This window comes from Bradyrhizobium sp. 199 (genome assembly GCF_023073355.1).
Lineage (GTDB): Bacteria > Pseudomonadota > Alphaproteobacteria > Rhizobiales > Xanthobacteraceae > Bradyrhizobium.
Window position 1 is genome coordinate 161,533 of sequence record NZ_JADPJI010000005.1, and the last position, 17,458, is coordinate 178,990.

14 protein-coding genes are annotated in these 17,458 nt (G+C 64.5%); 8 read left to right on the top strand and 6 right to left on the bottom strand.

Annotation, left to right across the window (positions count from 1 at the left end; genetic code table 11):
* Positions 1–9 precede the first annotated feature (9 nt).
* Together IVB28_RS09145 and IVB28_RS09150 are read left to right on the top strand one after the other, a co-directional pair.
* The gene (locus IVB28_RS09145; protein WP_247525743.1) at positions 10–2,703 is read left to right on the top strand and encodes a bifunctional acetate--CoA ligase family protein/GNAT family N-acetyltransferase; all 2,694 of its coding nucleotides are present in this window, start codon (positions 10–12) and stop codon (positions 2,701–2,703) included.
* Positions 2,704–2,994: 291 nt separating this feature from the next.
* Complete coding sequence (locus tag IVB28_RS09150) at positions 2,995–3,723, top strand: Crp/Fnr family transcriptional regulator (RefSeq protein ID WP_247525744.1); 729 nt, start codon at positions 2,995–2,997, stop codon at positions 3,721–3,723.
* Between the two features lie 4 nt (positions 3,724–3,727).
* Here the strand turns inward: IVB28_RS09150 and IVB28_RS09155 are convergent, their stop codons facing one another.
* Positions 3,728–4,510, bottom strand: a complete 783-nt coding sequence (locus tag IVB28_RS09155) for a cyclase family protein (RefSeq protein ID WP_247525745.1) — start codon at positions 4,508–4,510, stop codon at positions 3,728–3,730.
* 293 nt (positions 4,511–4,803) lie between these two features.
* On the opposite strand from IVB28_RS09155, the gene IVB28_RS09160 reads away from it, so the two are divergent.
* From IVB28_RS09160 to IVB28_RS09175, 4 genes are all read left to right on the top strand, one after another.
* A complete protein-coding gene (locus tag IVB28_RS09160; RefSeq protein WP_247525746.1) occupies positions 4,804–5,775 on the top strand; it encodes a TRAP transporter substrate-binding protein in 972 nt (323 codons plus the stop codon).
* Between the two features lie 65 nt (positions 5,776–5,840).
* Positions 5,841–6,389, top strand: coding sequence for a TRAP transporter small permease (locus IVB28_RS09165; protein ID WP_247525747.1), 549 nt, complete (start codon positions 5,841–5,843; stop codon positions 6,387–6,389).
* Entirely contained in the window at positions 6,380–7,672 is a 1,293-nt protein-coding gene (locus tag IVB28_RS09170; RefSeq protein WP_247525748.1) for a TRAP transporter large permease, read from the top strand. Before IVB28_RS09165 ends, IVB28_RS09170 begins: the two co-directional genes overlap by 10 nt.
* Before the next feature lie 21 nt (positions 7,673–7,693).
* Positions 7,694–8,500 carry an SDR family oxidoreductase gene (locus IVB28_RS09175; RefSeq protein WP_247525749.1) on the top strand — a complete coding sequence of 269 codons (807 nt, stop codon included), beginning with the start codon at positions 7,694–7,696 and terminating at the stop codon, positions 8,498–8,500.
* A gap of 8 nt (positions 8,501–8,508) precedes the next feature.
* On the opposite strand, the gene IVB28_RS09180 is transcribed toward IVB28_RS09175, so the two are convergent.
* The 4 genes from IVB28_RS09180 to IVB28_RS09195 are packed head-to-tail and all read right to left on the bottom strand — an operon-like array spanning position 8,509 to position 12,793.
* Complete coding sequence (locus IVB28_RS09180) at positions 8,509–9,207, bottom strand: substrate-binding domain-containing protein (protein ID WP_247525750.1); 699 nt, start codon at positions 9,205–9,207, stop codon at positions 8,509–8,511.
* Entirely contained in the window at positions 9,204–11,336 is a 2,133-nt protein-coding gene (locus tag IVB28_RS09185; protein WP_247525751.1) for a molybdopterin cofactor-binding domain-containing protein, read from the bottom strand. The genes IVB28_RS09180 and IVB28_RS09185 overlap by 4 nt, the downstream gene beginning before the upstream one ends.
* A complete protein-coding gene (locus tag IVB28_RS09190) occupies positions 11,333–11,803 on the bottom strand; it encodes a (2Fe-2S)-binding protein (protein WP_247525752.1) in 471 nt (156 codons plus the stop codon). Before IVB28_RS09190 ends, IVB28_RS09185 begins: the two co-directional genes overlap by 4 nt.
* Before the next feature lie 15 nt (positions 11,804–11,818).
* A complete protein-coding gene (locus IVB28_RS09195; protein WP_247525753.1) occupies positions 11,819–12,793 on the bottom strand; it encodes a tripartite tricarboxylate transporter substrate binding protein in 975 nt (324 codons plus the stop codon).
* A 231-nt stretch (positions 12,794–13,024) separates the two neighbouring features.
* Here IVB28_RS09195 and IVB28_RS09200 point away from each other — a divergent pair, with 231 nt between their 5' ends.
* A complete protein-coding gene (locus IVB28_RS09200; protein ID WP_247525754.1) occupies positions 13,025–15,139 on the top strand; it encodes a molybdopterin oxidoreductase family protein in 2,115 nt (704 codons plus the stop codon).
* Here the strand turns inward: IVB28_RS09200 and IVB28_RS09205 are convergent.
* Positions 15,112–16,491, bottom strand: coding sequence for a caspase family protein (locus tag IVB28_RS09205; RefSeq protein ID WP_247525755.1), 1,380 nt, complete (start codon positions 16,489–16,491; stop codon positions 15,112–15,114). The genes IVB28_RS09200 and IVB28_RS09205 overlap by 28 nt on opposite strands.
* A gap of 180 nt (positions 16,492–16,671) precedes the next feature.
* Here IVB28_RS09205 and IVB28_RS09210 point away from each other — a divergent pair, with 180 nt between their 5' ends.
* Entirely contained in the window at positions 16,672–17,454 is a 783-nt protein-coding gene (locus tag IVB28_RS09210; RefSeq protein WP_247525756.1) for an enoyl-CoA hydratase/isomerase family protein, read from the top strand.
* The last annotated feature ends 4 nt before the right edge of the window (positions 17,455–17,458 follow it).

A 17,458-nucleotide genomic window follows, 5' to 3' on the forward strand; every position in this document is an offset into this window, starting at 1 on the left:
TTTGCTTTCATGTCAACCTATCGTCTGAACAATCTGCTGGCGCCGCGTTCCGTCGCCCTCGTCGGCGCGAGCGCCCGTCGGGGCTCCGTGGGACGCGCCGTCCTGGAGAACATTCACAAGGCCGACTTCAAGGGGCGGTTCGGCCTCGTCAATCTACGCCATGCCGCGATCGGCGGCGTTGCGGCGGTGAAGAGCCTGGACAGGCTGGACTTCGGGCCCGAGCTCGTTGTCATCACCGCGCCGGCGCGCGAGATTCCTGCTATCATCGATCAGGCCGGGCGTCGCGGCTCGGCGGGCGCCTTGATCGTTTCGGCCGGGCTCGGCCATGGACCGGGATCTCTGTACGAGGCTGCGATCACGGCGGCGCGCCAATACGGCATGCGGCTGCTCGGACCAAACTGTCTCGGCATCATGATGCCCGGGGTCAGCCTGAATGCCAGCTTTGCCGCGCATATGCCGGGGACAGGCAGCCTTGCGCTGATCTCGCAATCGGGCGCGATCGCAGCCGGCATGGTGGACTGGGCTGCGCAGCGCGGTGTCGGCTTCTCCGGCATCGTCTCGATCGGCGATCAGATCGACGTCGATGTTGCCGATCTGCTCGACTATTTCGCGATGGATCACAAGACGCGCGCGATCCTGCTCTACATCGAGTCCATCAAGGACGCCCGCAAGTTCATGTCGGCGGCGCGTGCCGCTGCGCGCGTGAAGCCTGTCGTCGTCGTCAAGTCGGGCCGTATGGCGCAGGGCGCGAAGGCCGCCGCCACGCATACCGGCGCGCTCGCCGGCTCCGACGCCGTCTATGATGCGGCATTCCGCCGGGCGGGTGTGCTGCGGGTCTCCGATCTGCGTGAGCTGTTCGATTGTGCCGAGACACTAGGCCGTGTCGAATCGCCGGTAGGAAAGCGTCTCGCCATCCTGACCAACGGCGGCGGCATCGGCGTCCTCGCCGTCGATCGATTGGTCGAACTCGGCGGAATCCCCGCGACCATCTCGGCGGAGGTGCGCAAGACGCTCGATGCGGCGCTGCCGCCGACCTGGTCCGGAGCAAATCCCGTCGACATCGTGGGCGACGCTGACGCCTCGCGCTACGCGGCGGCTTTGGAGGTGCTGCTGGCCGACCGCGACAATGATGCGGTCCTGGTCCTCAACGTGCAAACGGCAATCGCCTCGGCGGCCGAGATCGCCGGGACCGTGACGGAGCTCGTCGGCAAATATCGGCAGGAGCATCGCCGATGGGCCAAGCCCGTTTTGGCGGCCTGGGTGGGGGCCGATCAAAACATCATTCAGGCGCTTTCCGGCGCCGGTATACCGAACTACCCGACTGAAGACGACGCCGTACGCGGCTTCATGCATCTGGTCCGGCATCGAGAAGTGGTGGAGGAGCTGAGCCAGGTTCCTCCCGCGATGCCCGATACGTTCGTTCCAGACGCCCGGGGCGCGCGGCAGATCGTCACCGCCGCGATCGCGGACGGCCGTGAATGGCTCGAGCCTGTCGAGATCAAGAATCTGCTGGAAGATTACGACATCGCGATGGTGCCGACCTATGCGGTAACCGATGTCGAGCAGGCGGTGGCCTATGCAAAGGAGATCTTCGCACAAGGCGGCACAGTGGTGCTGAAGATCATGTCGCGGGACATCATCCACAAATCCGATGTCGGCGGCGTCGTGCTCAATCTGACGACGCCGGACGCCGTGCGTGCGGCCGCCTCGGACATTCTCGCCCGGGCGAGAAAGCTGCGGCCCGAGGCCCGCATCGGCGGCATTATCGTCCAGGCGATGGTCGTCAAGGCGAAGGCGCGCGAGCTGATCCTGGGCCTCGCCGACGATCCGACTTTCGGCACCGTCGTGGTGTTCGGCCGTGGTGGCACCGCGGTGGAGATCATCAACGACAAGGCGCTTGCGCTGCCGCCGCTCGATCTGCAATTAGCCCGCGACCTGATCGACCGCACGCGCGTGTCGCGGTTGCTGCGCGCTTACCGGGACGTGCCGGCGGTGAAGCCGGACGCCGTCGCCATGGTGCTGGTCAAGCTGGCTCAGATGGCGGCTGACATTCCCGAGATCCGCGAATTCGACATCAATCCGCTGCTGGCGGACGAAACCGGCGTGACCGCGGTCGACGCCCGCGTCGCCGTAGGACCGCCGCAACGGAAGTTTGCCGGCTCGGGCCCGGCCAATTTCGCGGTTCGCGCCTATCCGTCGCAATGGGAACGCCGCCTCAAGGTCAAGGACGACTGGCGTATATTCGCGCGGCCCATGCGTCCCGAGGACGAGCCGACTATCCATGAATTCCTGGGTCACGTCACGGCACACGACCTTCGTCTGCGTTTCTTCGCACCGATGAAGGAGTTTACCCACGAGTTCATCGCGCGGCTGACCCAGCTCGACTATGCGCGCGCCATGGCCTTCATTGCATTCGACGAGGCCAATGGCGAAATGGTCGGCGTGGTCCGGCTCCATTCGGATTCGATCTACGAGAGCGGCGAATACGCGATCCTGCTACGGTCCGATCTCAAGGGGAGGGGGCTCGGCTGGGCCCTCATGCAGCTGATCATCGACTACGCGCGGTCGGAAGGCCTGAAGGTGATATCGGGCGATGTGCTCCAGGAGAACACTGTCATGCTCGAGATGTGCCGGCAGCTCGGGTTCGAGGTGAAGCCGGATCCGACCGAACCGGATATTTGCGATGTCAGGCTGAAACTCTGAGCGCGTCCAGTGCCAAGTCACTTCAGCCGATCATTGGGCAGGCGCTTTGGCCGTCTGATCCTCTCCCGGCCGGCTTGGACGTTCGGCAGCGCCTCAACGCAACCGGCTTGGGCGTTCTGCAACTCTGCATCGATCTAACGCATCGGCGCATCCTGCGGATGCGGCCTTCCGACTGACCGCGGCTTTTTCGCGGCATTGCCTCAAATCGTCCGCGTGCTTTCTGGTTGAAAAGCCTGATAACGTTCACTACGCAGAAACTTTAGTGCCTCGTAGTCTTAGGAGCCCCGCGGCGTGCCTCAGGACAAAACCGGCGACCCCCGACAGTCGGCGGGCAACAAACTATCGGTCCTGCGCAAGCACCCGATCTTCGCGGATCTGGAGCCGGAGGCGCTCGATCAGCTCTGCCGCTACGCCAAGCACACCACCGTGAAGCGCGGCGTGACGATCGCTGCCAAGGGCGATCCCGGCAACAATCTGTTCGCGGTGATCACGGGGACAGTCAAGATCTCCTCGTCGTCGCCCGATGGCCGGAACGCCATTCTCAATCTGATCGGTCCCGGAGAGATCTTCGGCGAGATCGCGGTGCTTGACGGCGCGCCGAGGTCGGCCGATGCGACCGCCAACACCAATTGCGAGCTCTACATCATCGATCGGCGGGACTTCCTGCCGTTCGTGAAGAGCCAACCGGCCCTTGCGATGAAATTCATCGAGCTGCTCTGCGCCCGTCTGCGCTGGACCAGCCAGCAGGTCGAGCAGGTGATCCTTCAGAATCTGCCGGGCCGGCTGGCGAGCGCGCTGCTCGGTCTCACCGAGGAGCGCAAGTTCGACTCCGGCAGCGGAACGCTCGCCATCACGCAGCAGGAGATCAGCGAGATGGTGGGAATGACGCGCGAGAGCATCAACAAGCAATTGCGTGCCTGGGCCGGTCGCAACTGGGTTCGGCTCGAGCACGGCGCCATCGTTGTGCTGGATACAAACGCGCTACGCGAACTCGCCGAGAGCGGCCTCCACGCCGAGTAATGCCTCAGGCGTGATCTTCGATGATGGCGACCGCGCGGGTCCAGCCCGCGGAGGCGCGTTCGATCTTCACCGGGAAGCATGAGACCGTGAACCCGGTCGAGGGCAATTGATCGAGATTGTGCAGCTTCTCGAGATGGCAATAGCCGATGTGCCGTCCCGCCTTGTGGCCTTCCCAGATCAGACCGGCATCTTTTGTCTCGGCGTATTTCTTCGCGGTGTAGACGAACGGCGCGTCCCAGCTCCAGCCGTCGGTGCCGGTCAGCCGCACGCCGCGTTCGAGCAGATACATGGTGGCTTCATAGCCCATGCCGCAGCCGGAATTGACGTATTCGGCCGTGCCGAATTTAGCGCCGGCGCTGGTGTTGACGACGACGATTTCCAGCGGCGACAGCTTGTGTCCGATGCGCTTCAGCTCCGTCTCGACATCGCCTGCGCCCGCCACGTAGCCGTCGGGCAGATGCCTGAAGTCGAGCTTCACGCCGGGCTGGAAGCACCATTCCAGCGGGACCTCGTCGATGGTCCATGACCGTTCGCCGCGGTTCATGGTCGGATGGAAGTGCCAGGGCGCATCGAGATGCGTGCCGTTATGGGTCGACAGCGAGACCTGCTCGACGGCCCAGCCCTGTCCGTCCGGCAGATCCTGCGGTTTGAGGCCGTCGAAGAACTGCAGCATCCGGGGCAGGCCCTGCTGGTGATCGATATACTGGATTGTCGGATGGTTGCCGGGCGGATCGGCCGTGACGTCGTTTCGAAGCGGCACGGAGATATCGATCAGCTTCCGCGGCATGGGCATTCCCTCAAAATGGTCCCTTGTTTCGAATATCTTGAGGGGCCTGCATTGGTGACGTCAAGTCACGTGGCGGCAACGCCAGCCACCGGCCGTACCCGCCATAATGCGAATTGCGTCAGAAATTGATCGATGCAACTCTTGCATTGATCGATGCTGGAATTGGGTTGGACAGAGAATGCCGCCCGCCCTAGGGACGACTTGGTGCTTGACTTCACGCCTGAAGTGGAGCGACCCAAGGCGGCCCGCAGCCTGCCCGACAACGACATAATCAACCCCGGAGGAAGCCCAAGATGAAGACACTCACCGGTATCATCACAGCCGTTGCGCTGGCGCTCTCAGCGCCCCTGGCGACCGCACGCGATTTCCGCTCCGCCGACATCCATCCCGCAGATTATCCGACCGTCGAGGCCGTCAAGTTCATGGGCAAGCAACTCGCGGCGGCGAGCGGCGGCAAGCTCGGCGTCAAGGTGTTCCCGAACGGTGCCCTGGGCTCAGAGAAGGACACCATCGAGCAGCTCAAGATCGGCGCGCTCGACATGATGCGGATCAACGCATCACCGCTCAATAACTTCGTGCCTGAGACCATCGCCTTGTGTTTGCCCTTCGTCTTCCGCGACACGCAGCACATGCGTACCGTGCTTGATGGGCCGATCGGCGATGAGATCCTGGCGGCCATGGAGCCCGCCGGCCTGGTCGGTCTTGCCTATTACGACAGCGGCGCCCGGTCCATTTACACCGTAAAGGCGCCGGTCAAATCGCTTGCGGATCTCAAGGGCCTGAAGATTCGCGTTCAGCAATCCGATCTGTGGGTCGGCATGATCCAGAGCCTCGGCGCGAACCCGACGCCGATGCCGTATGGCGAGGTCTATACCGCGCTCAAGACCGGCCTGGTGGATGCCGCCGAGAACAACTGGCCGTCCTACGAGTCCTCGCGCCATTTCGAGGCCGCCAAGTTCTACAATATCACCGAGCACTCCCTGGCACCCGAAGTTCTCGTGATGTCGAAGAAGGTCTGGGACACGCTGAGCAAGGAAGACCAGGCGATGGTCCGCAAGGCAGCCAAGGAATCGGTGCCCGTGATGCGCAAGCTCTGGGACGAGCGTGAGCAGGCCTCTCGCAAGACGGTCGAGGCGGCCGGCGCCCAGGTCGTGACGATCGCCAACAAGCAGGAGTTCGTCGATGCGATGAAGCCGGTGTACCAGAAGTTCGCCGGCGACGAGAAGCTGCAGGGCCTCGTCAAGCGCATCCAGGACACGAAGTAAGCACAGCGGCGTCGGATCCGGAGTCGCCGATTTGCGACACCGGATCCCGGCGCGGGAGGCGCGGGATGACAGACCCACACGTCGCAGATCACGAGCATGAGGCGGTCGGACGCCCCTCTACAGGCCTGCTGTCGCGGATCAACGCCCCCGTTGCTCGCGCCGGCATGTATCTGTCCGTGACGGGCCTGCTCGTCATTGTCACCATCGTGTTCTACCAAGTGTTCGGGCGTTACGTCCTCAATTCCAGCCCGACCTGGACGGAGAACCTTGCACTGGTTCTGATCCTTTATGTCACGCTGATCGGCGCCGCCGTCGGCGTGCGCGATGCCGGGCACATCGGCATGGACAGCCTGCTGGTGATGCTTCCGGATCGCACGCGCGAGAAGATTGAGCTCTTGATCCACGTCCTGGTGGCCATGTTCGGCATCGCGATGGCCTATAACGGCTGGATCCTTGGTTCCTCGGTCGGGACCGTGAAGATCCCCAATCTCGGTCTTCCCGAGGTCATCCGCTACGTGCCGCTGATCGCCTCCGGCGTCCTGATCGTCTCTTTTTCCATCGAGCACATCATGGCTCTCCTGCGCGGCGAAGAGGTCGTCCCCTCATGGAACTGATCATCCTCGGCGCCACCTTCTTCGGCTTCCTGATCCTCGGCGTCCCGGTCGCTTTCGCGATCGGCCTCTCGGCGATCTGCACCATCCTTTACGAAGGCCTGCCGGTTGCGGTCATCTTCCAGCAGATGATGTCGGGGATGAACATCTTCTCGTTCCTCGCCATTCCGTTCTTCGTCTTCAGCGGTGAGCTGATGCTGCATGGCGGCGTCGCCGACAAAATCGTGCAGCTCGCCAAAAATCTCGTCGGCCACATCCGCGGCGGCCTCGGCATGTCGAACGTGGTCGCCTGCACGCTGTTCGGCGGCGTTTCCGGCTCGCCCGTGGCCGACGTGTCGGCGATGGGCGCTGTGATGATCCCGATGATGAAGAAGGAAGGGTTCGATACCGACTACGCCGTCAATGTCACCACTCACGCCTCGCTGGTGGGAGCGTTGATGCCGACCAGCCACAACATGATCATCTATGCCCTGGCCGCCGGCGGCAAGGTCTCCATCGGCGCGCTGATCGCCGCCGGCCTCCTGCCGGCGATGGTGCTGATGGTCTGCATGCTGGTCGCCGCTTACGCAGTCGCGGTGAAGCGCGGCTATCCAGCCGGCAAGTTCCCGGGCTGGGCCGAGGTGTTCCGCTCGTTCGCGGCGGCGCTGCCTGGCCTTCTGATCGTCGGCATCATCCTGACAGGCATCCTCTCCGGCGTGTTCACGGCAACCGAATCCGCCGCCGTCGCGGTCACCTACACGATCCTGCTGACCTTCTTCATCTATCGCACCATGACCTGGAGCAACTTCCTGCGCGCAGCCGCCAAGGCGGTCAAGACGACGGGTGTGGTGCTGCTGCTGATTGGCGTCTCCACCATGTTCCAGTATCTGATGGGACTCTACGAGGTTGCCGATCTCGCCGGCGAGATGATGAGCAAGGTGTCCACCCAACCCTGGGTGATCTTCCTGCTCATCAACGTCATCCTGTTCGTGCTGGGCACGTTCATGGACATGGCGGCGACGATTCTGATCTGCACCCCGATCTTCCTGCCGATCGCGATGAAGGCGGGCATGGACCCGGTGCAGTTCGGCATGCTGATGCTGATCAACTGCGCCCTCGGGCTCAATACCCCGCCGGTCGGAACCACGCAGTTCGTTGGCTGTGCCATCGGCGGCATCTCGGTCGGTGCGGTGATGCGCACCATCCTGCCGTTCTATGCCGCGCTGATCGCAGCACTGATGTTCGTGACTTACGTCCCTGCATTCTCGCTGTGGCTGCCCCGCCTGCTGATGGGCTACAAGGGCTAGCAGCGACAGGAGAAGTTATCAGTGACGGACTATCGCAAGCTCTTCGATCTCACCGGCAAGACCGCAGTTGTCCTTGGTGCCGCCTCCGGCATCGGCAAGTCGTCGGCCGAGGCCCTTGCCGGGTTGGGGGCCCGTGTCGTCTGCGCCGATCGCGCGCGCGATGCGGCGGAAGCGACCGCCGCCGGCATTCGCGACAAGGGTGGCTGGGCGGAGGCAGCTACTTGCGACGCCGCAAGTGCGGCGGACGTCAACGCGCTGGCCAAAACGGTGATGCAGAAATTCTCCCGGCTCGACATCGCCGTGACGACGCCCGGGCTCAACATCCGCAAGACCATCCTCGACTACACCGAGGAGGATCTCGACCGCGTCCTGAACCTCAACGTCAAGGGCACCGTCTGGTTCTTCCAGGCCTTTGGCCGCATCATGGTCGCGCAGAAGGGCGGCAGCATCATCGCCTGCTCCTCCGTGCGCGCGGTAACCATCGAGCCGGGCCTCGGTGTCTACGGCTCGACCAAGGCGGCGATCGGCCTGCTGGTCAAGGGCTTTGCCTCTGAGGTCGGTCATGCCGGCGTGCGAGTCAACGCGATCGCGCCGAGCATCGCGGAGACCGCGCTCACCGGTCCGTTCAAGCAGCGGCCCGACATCTACAATCTCTATGCCGGTCACACCGTGTTCAACCGCTGGAGCAGCGCCGACGAGGTCGCGACCGCCGTGGCCTATCTCGCCTCGGATGCCGCCAGCTATGTCAGCGGCAGCACGCTATTCGTCGATGGCGGCTGGACCGCCGTCGACGGCCCGCCGACCGGACTGACCCAGCTGCACAAATAGGACGGCATCTAACCGGTAAAGCCGGCGCGCTGGCGCAGCTCTCTGTGATCTGCGCCAGCCAGCAGCGCGATCAGTGCAGCCGCTTCCTTCGGATGCGCGGCCCCCGCGGTCACGCCGGCCGTGTACATCGTCACGAGTTCGCAGCCCGGCGGCAGCGATCCTGATAGCACAATGCCGTCGGTTGCGATGATCTCGGTTGCCTGCGTGCAACCGATCGGCCTTTGCGCGGTGGACGCCGCAAGCTCCCGCATCGCCGTTGCGCCGTTCGGAAATATCTTGAGGCGCGATGCGACTTCATAGGCCATGCCGAGCTGGTCGAGCACCCTTGCGACGTGCTGCCCTGCCGTCGAGGCCTTGGTGTCGGGGACGTAGATTGCGTCGGCGCTGCGCAGCACCTCGCGCAGATCGGCCTCGGTCTTCACTGTCACCCTGGGATCACGGCTGCGGACCGCCAATGCGGTCTCGACGCGGCCGACATCCATGATTGAGGAGGCGGCGACGAGCTTCTCCTCAGCGAGCTTTGCTAGCAGCGCCTGCGTCAGGATCACGAGATCGGCCGGCGTGCCCGCGCGCAGCCTGTCGGCCATGAGGCCGACCGCGCCGAATTCGCCGTCGATGCCGAAGCCGGTCTGCGCCCTGAAGGCCTCCGTGAGGCCGCGCACCAGGCCTTGCGCCGCGCCACCGCTCAAGATGTTCACTGTCGTCACGATGCAAGCTCCGCAGCTGCAATGATCCTATCGCGCGTGATCGGCAGGTCGCGCACGCGCACGCCGAGGCAGTCGTAGACCGCATTGGCGATCGCCGCCGTCACGGGGCCGTGCGCGGCCTCACCGGCGCCGACCGGCTCGATTTCCGGCCGCTGGATGATCTCGACATCCACCGCGGGCGCCTCGCTGAAGGTCAGGATCGGATAGTTTGTCCAGGAGGTCGATGTGATGTGGGTCCGGTCGAAGCGGACGCGCTCCTTCAGCACCCAGCTCGTCGCCTGGATCGCGCCGCCCTCGATCTGGTTGATCACGCCGTCCGGATTGATGGCCTCGCCGACGTCAACCGCGAGCGTCAGCCGCTTGACGCGGATGTCGTCGGAGCCTTCGATTTCGGCAATCGCGGCGCAATATGCGCCGGTGTTCTTGTAGCGAGCGAACCCGACGCCGTGGCCGACACCGGGGCGTTTTTGCGGCTTCCAGCCGGCACGGCGTGCCGCAGCTTGGATGACCTCGCGCGCCCGCTCGTCGCCGAGATGCCGCAATCGGAACGCGATTGCGTCTTCGCCGCGCAAGGCGGCGATCTCGTCGAGCAGGGATTCGATGGCAAACACATTGCCTTGTGCGCCGAGCGTCCGCAGCGCCGAGGTGCGGATCGGCATGATCAGCAGCCGATGGCTGGTGATCGTCCAGGCTGGAAAATCGTAAAGCGGGACAGAGTTACGATCGCCGCCGCCGCCGTTGGCAGCCGGTGGATTCGTCGAGATCATGCGCGGGCAGGGGTTTGCGATCTCGGTCGCGGCGAGCAGCGCGGGCTGCGCCGCGCGGCCAGGCCGTGCGGCATGGCCGTTGCTCCAGATCGCGTGGCGCCAGCCGGTGATCTCGTTGTCCGCATCGAGATCGGCCTCGATCTCGATGGTCATGGCCGCACCGAACGGCGCATGGGACATCTCGTCGTGGCGCGGCCACTGCACCCGGACCGGACGGCCGCCGGCCGCCTTCGCCAGCAGCACGGCATCGAGCGCGACGTCGTCAGCCGCATTATGACCGTAACAACCGGCGCCCTCCATGTGCTCGACGACGATGTTGTCCGCCGGCAGCTTGAGCACGATGGCGAGATCGGCGCGCAGCAGATAGACGCCCTGGCTGTGGGTCCAGACATGGACCCCATCGCCGTCCCACCTTGCCATGGCGCAGGACGGTGCGATCGAAGCATGCGCAATGTAAGGGCGGGTGTATTGCCGGCGCAGCGTTTGCGCGTGTTTGCGCGTCCTCGCCGCCGTCCTGGTGTCGATGACAGTCGTCTCGACCGGCTGTCTCTTCAGGAAGCCCGCGAGATCGTCCTCATCGGGCAGCGGCTCGCCGGTCGACCACGTCGCGCCTTTGTGCAGGGCCTTCAGTGCGGCTTCTGCTGCTGCCTCGCTGCCGGTGACCACTCCGGAAAAGCCGCCGTCGCGGACGATCGCGACGAGGCCGGGAACGGCCCTCGCAGCGGTTTCGTCGAGCGCAATCAGTTTGGCGCCGGAGATGTCAGGCCGCAGCACGCGTCCATGCAGCAGGCCCGGCAGCGGGCAATCATGGATGAAGCGCGGCCGCGCGAACACCTTGTCGGGAATATCCAGGCGGTGGGCCGAATGTCCGGCCACGCTGCGCTTGGCAATGCTCTTCGCTGCCGCGCCCGCGGTGGCGTCGTGATCCAGCGAGACGTCGCCCGCCAGCTCCCAATAGCTGGTCCTGACGTTGCCCGGTCCGGAGATCGTGCCGTCATCGACATCGAGCAGCGAGACATCGACGCCGAGGCGTTCTGATGCAGCAGTGAGGAAACGCCGGCGCACCTCGGCACAGGCGTGGCGCAGGGCGCGGCCGGACTGCTGGATCGACAGGCTGCCCGAGGTGACGCCCTCGTTCGGGCTCATCGCCGTCGAGGCGCGGATCATCTCGATTCGCCCGAGATCGACATCGAGCTCGTCCGCCGCGATCTGCGCCAGCGCCGTGACGATGCCCTGGCCGATCTCGACCTTTCCGGGCGAGATCGCCACACCGCCTTCACCCGTGAAGTTCACCCAGGACGACAGTTTTGGATTAGCGGCGAGGCTGACCGGCAGTTTCGAGGCAGGGGACGACGTACTCATGAGGCCGCCATCTCCGCAGCCGCGCGCAGCACGGCGCGCACCATGCGGTTATGTGATCCGCACCGGCACAGATTGCGATCGAGTGCCGCTCTGACCTCGGCCTCGGTCGGGAACGGATTGCGCTTCAGGAGCGCCGCCGCGCTGATGAGGATTCCGGGGACGCAATAGCCGCATTGCATCGCCTGCTCGAAGATGAATGCACGTTGCAGCGGGTGCGGTCGCTCGGCCGTGCCGAGCCCTTCGACGGTGACGACGTCCTTGTCCGCGACCGACCACATCGGCATATCGCAGGAGGTTATCGCGCGGCCGCCGACCATGACATGACAGGCCCCGCACTCGCCGGCGCCGCAGCCGAAATGCGCACTGGTCACGCCGAGCCGGCCGCGCAACACGTCGAGCAGCGGCTGGTCCGGATCGGTATCCACGGCCATCGCCGCACCGTTGAGCTGGAATTGAATGGTGGGCATGCTCGCTCTGAGGCCTCAGGACTTGTCGAACTTCTTGACGACGTCGGCCCATTTCTCGATATCGCCGCGCAGGAATTTGTCGAACTGCTCGGGCGTCATCGCCATGGGCACAGCACCCTGTTCCGTCCAGAGCTTGACGATGTCGGGCCGCTTCACCATCGCGTTGACGGCGGCATTGAGCTTGTCGATCACGGGCTTCGGCGTTCCCGCGGGAGCCATCAGGCCGAGCCAGATCGTCGCCTCATAGCCCGGAACGCCCGCTTCGATTGCGGTCGGCACGTTCGGCAGCACGGCTGAATGTTGCTTGCCGGTGGTTGCGAGCGCGCGCACCTGGTTCTCGGCGATGTTCGGTGCCATGGCCGGCACCGCGTCGATCATCATCTGCACCTGTCCGCCGATCACGCCGCTGCGCGCCTCGCCGCTGTTGCGATAGGGAACATGGACGACATCGATGCTGGCCATGGCTTTGAACAGCTCGCCGGCCATGTGATAGGGCGTGCCCTGACCGGAGGAGGCGTAGTTCAGCTTGCCCGGTTGCGCCTTTGCGAGTGCGATGAACTCTTGCAGAGTCTTCGCCGGGACACTCGGGTTCACCACGATGACGAGATCGGAATAGTTCACCGGCGCGATCGGCGCGAGGTCGCGCATCAGCTCGTATTTGCGTTTGTCCGGTGTCAGCAGCGATTCATTGGCAGTCTGGGTGTTGGACATCATCAGCAGCGTGTAGCCGTCGGCCGGCGATTTCGCCGCCTCGACCGTGCCGATGACACCGCCGGCACCGGTGCGGTTCTCGACCACGAAGGGCTGGCCGAAGCTCTCCTGGAGCCCATTGCCGATCAGCCGGGCCGCGACGTCGGCCGGGCCCCCAGCGCCGAAGGGCACGACGATGCGGACCGCGTGAGTAGGATAATCTTGTGCGAACGAGGGGGCGGCGGAGAAAACGGCGAGCAGGCCGGCGGCCAATGCCGGCACGAATCTTCGGGTCGTCATGCCCACCTCCCTGATATCGTTCTTGTTGGCCGGCACTGTAGCGGCAGCCGATGCGGACTGTCGACGCCTCACAAAGGCAATGGGCCGGGAATACCGGACGGCTTTCGGTGGCTGGACCGCATTTCGCGGTCGCAGCAGGAACCGGCGGCGCGTACGACTTGAGCAAATCGCATGGGCGTTGCCGGATAAATGCCCTCGGCTGACAGGTATTTTGGTGTTACGAATTTGGCCATGAACCAGCACGCCAAGATCGAAATCCGCCATTCGACCTGTCCGCACGATTGCCCGTCGGCCTGTGCCCTCGATGTCGAGGTGGTCGAGGGACGCAGCATCGGCCGGGTCCGTGGTTCGAAAAAGCAGACCTATACGGCCGGCGTCGTCTGCGCCAAGGTCGCCCGTTATGCCGAGCGCATCCATCATCCTGAACGGCTGATGTATCCGATGCGTCGCATCGGGCCGAAGGGTTCAGGACAATTCGCGCGGATCTCCTGGGACGAGGCGCTGGATGAGATCGGGCATCGCTTCAACGCGGCCGAGCGCGAGTTCGGCGCGGAATCGATCTGGCCCTATTACTATGCCGGCACGATGGGCCTCGTGATGCGGGACGGCCTCAACCGCCTCACGCATGTGAAGAAATATTCCCGCTTCTATCAGACCATCTGCGCCAATGTCGCCCGCATCGGCTATGCTATCGGCACGGGCAAGATCGCCGGCGTCGATCCGCGCGAGATGGCGCTCTCCGACCTCGTCGTGATCTGGGGCACCAACCCCGTCAACACCCAGGTCAACGTGATGACGCACGCCTCCCGCGCACGCAAGGAGCGCGGCGCCAAGATCGCCGCGGTCGACATCTACGACAACGAGACCATGAAGCAGGCTGATATCAAGATCATCCTGCGGCCCGGCACCGACGGCGCGTTCGCGTGTGGTGTCATGCACGTCCTGTTCCGTGACGGCTATGCCGACCGCGCCTATATGGATAAATACACCGATTGTCCTGCCGAGCTCGAGGCGCATCTGAAGACGCGCACGCCGGAATGGGCGTCAGCGATCTCAGGCGTGCCGGTGGCTGAGATCGAGGCCTTTGCCAAGGCGGTCGGCGAGACCCAGCGGACCTTCTTCCGGCTCGGCTACGGTTTCACCCGCTCGCGCAACGGCGCGACGCAGATGCATGCCGCGACCTGCATTCCCGCGGTGACCGGCGCTTGGCAGTATGAAGGCGGCGGCGCCTTCTTCAACAATTACGCCCTCTGGCATTTCAACGAATCCATCATCGAGGGCCATGATGCCATCGACCAGGGCATCCGCGCGCTCGACCAGTCCAAGATCGGCTGCATCCTCACCGGCGATGCCGAGGCGCTGCGCGGCGAGGGGCCCGTCAAGGCGATGCTGATCCAGAACACCAATCCGATGACGGTGGCCCCGGAGCAGGCGCTGGTCCGGCGGGGCTTTGAGCGCGAGGATCTGTTCGTCGCGGTGCACGAGCAGTTCATGACCGAGACGGCTCTGATGGCCGACATCGTGCTGCCGGCGACCATGTTCATGGAGCACGACGATCTCTATTACGGCGGCGGCCACCAGCACATCTCGGTCGGGCCGAAACTGATCGATCCGCCCGGCGAATGCCGCTCGAACCACGAGGTTCTGCAGGGGCTGGCGCCGCGGCTCGGTGCCAAGCATCGGGGTTTCGAGATGACGCCGCGCGAATTGATCGACGCGACGCTGAAGCTGAGCAATCACGGAGACATCGCGGGCTTGGAGGCCGATATCTGGCGCGACCTGCAGCCGGACTTCCGTACCTCACATTTCCTCGATGGCTTTGCCCATGCCGACGGCAAATTCCATTTCAAGGCAGACTGGGCGCATCCGCCGTTCGGCGTGACCATGGGCGATTTCGACAAGATGCCTGATCTGCCCGACCACTGGGCGGTGATCGAGCACTCCGACCAGGCCCATCCGTTCCGGCTTGCGACCAGCCCTTCGCGCAGCTTCCTCAACACCACCTTCAACGAGACGCCGTCCTCGCAGGCGCGCGAGGGCAAAGCGAGCGTGATGATCCATCCCCTGGATGCAGCCGCGCTCGACATCGCCGACGGCGATGCGGTGATGCTCGGCAATACCCGCGGCGAGACCACGCTGGTTGCGACGCTGTTCGAGGGCGTGCGGCGCGGCGTCCTGATCGCGGAGTCCGTTCATCCCAACAAGAACCATATCGGCGGGCGCGGCATCAACATGCTGACAGGAGCCGAAGCCGTCGCGCCGATCGGCGGGGCCGCGTTCCACGACAACAAGGTCTGGATCAGGAAAGCCTCTTCAGCTCACGGCACGCATTCGGTGACGCCGTAGCCTGCGAACTCCTTCGCGATATCAGGGTTCATCGACTTCGCCTGCGCGATATCAATGGCGCCGTCGCCGCCGCTTTTGCGGCTGGCGATGCCGCGGCCGAACAGCGACGATGACGAGCGTGGGTTGCGCTGGATTGCGTCGGTATAGTCCTTGATCGCCTCGGCGGACCGGCCGAGCTTGAGGTTGACGAGCCCGCGGCTGTCGAGCGCATCGTTCAATCCGGGATCGATCTGGAGCGCCAGATTGCAGTCGGCGAGCGCGCCCTGAAGATCGCCGGTCGCAGCGCGCGTCCAGCAGCGGTTGTTGAGCGCCTCGCCATCCCTGGGATCCCTGCGGATCACGAGGTCGAAATCCTGCATGGCGAGCGTGTAGGCGCGCTTGATCGCATAGACCTGACCGCGCTTGTAGCGCGAGGCGACGTCATTGGCGTTCGCCGCGATCTTGCGGCTGAGATCGGCGATGACCGGATCCTTGGCGAGATCGTCGGCGCTCGGGGACGGCTCCGCCTGCGGCGCCTCGCAGACCGGCTTCTGCGGCTCCGGTTTCTGAGGCTCTGGCTTCGTCGGGTCGCCGGCCTTGTTGTCGGCCGGCTGCGCCACCGAGCCTGCGAACGAGAATTCGGCGGTCAGCGAGGACGACAGCCATGGCACCTGCTCGCGCTTGGTGGCGGCGACAACGCCGTTCTTGGTGTTGGTCAGGGCTTGCTCGGCGCTGATGTTCGGCGCGCGCATCTCGCGGAGCAGCTCGGCGACGAACAGGCCGTGATCGGTCTTGCCGCCGGCCGTAACCGCGCCCAGCGCCGCGGAGTAGAGCACGAGCGAATTGCTTGGCGCGATCGCCGGCGCAAGGCCCGCCGAGTAGCGGCGGAAGCGCCGCTCGAACGGGTTGCGGCGCGAGGCGTCGATCAGCGCGATCTTGATCGCGGCGCCGCGCGTGTTCATTTCGGCGAGGATAGTGTCGAGGCTGAAGCCGTCGCGCGCCACGTCCGGTTCGGTCCAGATCTGTGCGTCGACCGGGAGCAGGTAGCTCTGCCGGTTGGACTGGATGGCAAAGCCGTCGAAGAAGATCAGCGCCACCGCGCCGCGTTCGATGCGGGCGTAGAAGCGGTCCAGCACCTGCCGCATGGTGTCGGCGGTGAGATTGGTCTGGCGATCGACGACGAAGCCCTCGCGCCCCAACTCCTCGGCGAGGTCCTGGGCATCGTTGGTGACCTCGTTCAGCACGAATTCGTTGTCGGGATACTTTGCGTTGCCGATCACCAGCGCGAGTTTAGCGGCGTCGCCTGCGCGGCTTGCAGGTCCTGCGCTCAGCACGAGCAAGCCTGCCAGCAACAAAATCATTGCGTTGCGCATAAAATGGCTCATCGGTGATCAAAATCTCCAGTCAGGATAGCGGCCGTCACCGTTAATTCAATCGCCGTGGGAGTTTGCGCCCACACGCTATGGTGACGGGGCGTTGCAGATTGCCCTTGCGCGCGCCGCCCGTCCTGCCGCAAATGGCTGCAAAACGGAACACAAGGAAGCGAACCTACCATGACGGACACCACCGCAATCATCACTGAGAAGCGAGGGCCGGCGTTCTGGATCACCATCAACCGGCCGGAGAAACGCAACGCGCTGAACGGCGAGGTCGTCGCCGGCATCACCAAAGGCTATCGCGACGCGCATGACGACAAGGACGTCCGCGTCATCGTGCTGACGGGCGCGGGCGACAAGGCGTTCTGCGCGGGCGCCGACTTACAGAATTCCGGCGCGGCTTTCGCAATGGATCATTCCAAACCAAATGTCGACTATGCCGATCTGTTACGTTTGTCACAGAACGCCACCAAACCGGCCATTGCGCGGGTCGGCGGCGTGTGCATGGCGGGCGGGATGGGCCTGCTCTGCATGACCGACATGGCGGTCGCGGCCGACCACGTCATCTTCGGCCTGCCGGAGGTGAAGGTCGGCGTGTTCCCGATGCAGGTGCTGAGCCTGTTGCAGAGCATCGCGCCGTCGCGCCTCGTCAACGAATGGGCGCTCACCGGTGAGCCGTTCGATGCCAAGGCGGCGCTGAGCGCGGGCCTGCTCAATTACACCGTACCTAGGGCCGAGCTCGATGCCAAGGTCGACTGGCTGATCGGCCGCATCGTCGACAAGTCGCCGACCGCGATCCGCCGCGGCAAATACGCCATGCGTGCCATCGCCTCGATGTCGTTCGACGAGAGCATCGCCTATACCGAAAGCCAGATCGCGCTGCTGGCGATGACGGAGGACGCCAAGGAGGGACTGAAGGCGTTCAGCGAGAAGCGCAAGCCGGTCTGGACCGGGCGGTGAGGTC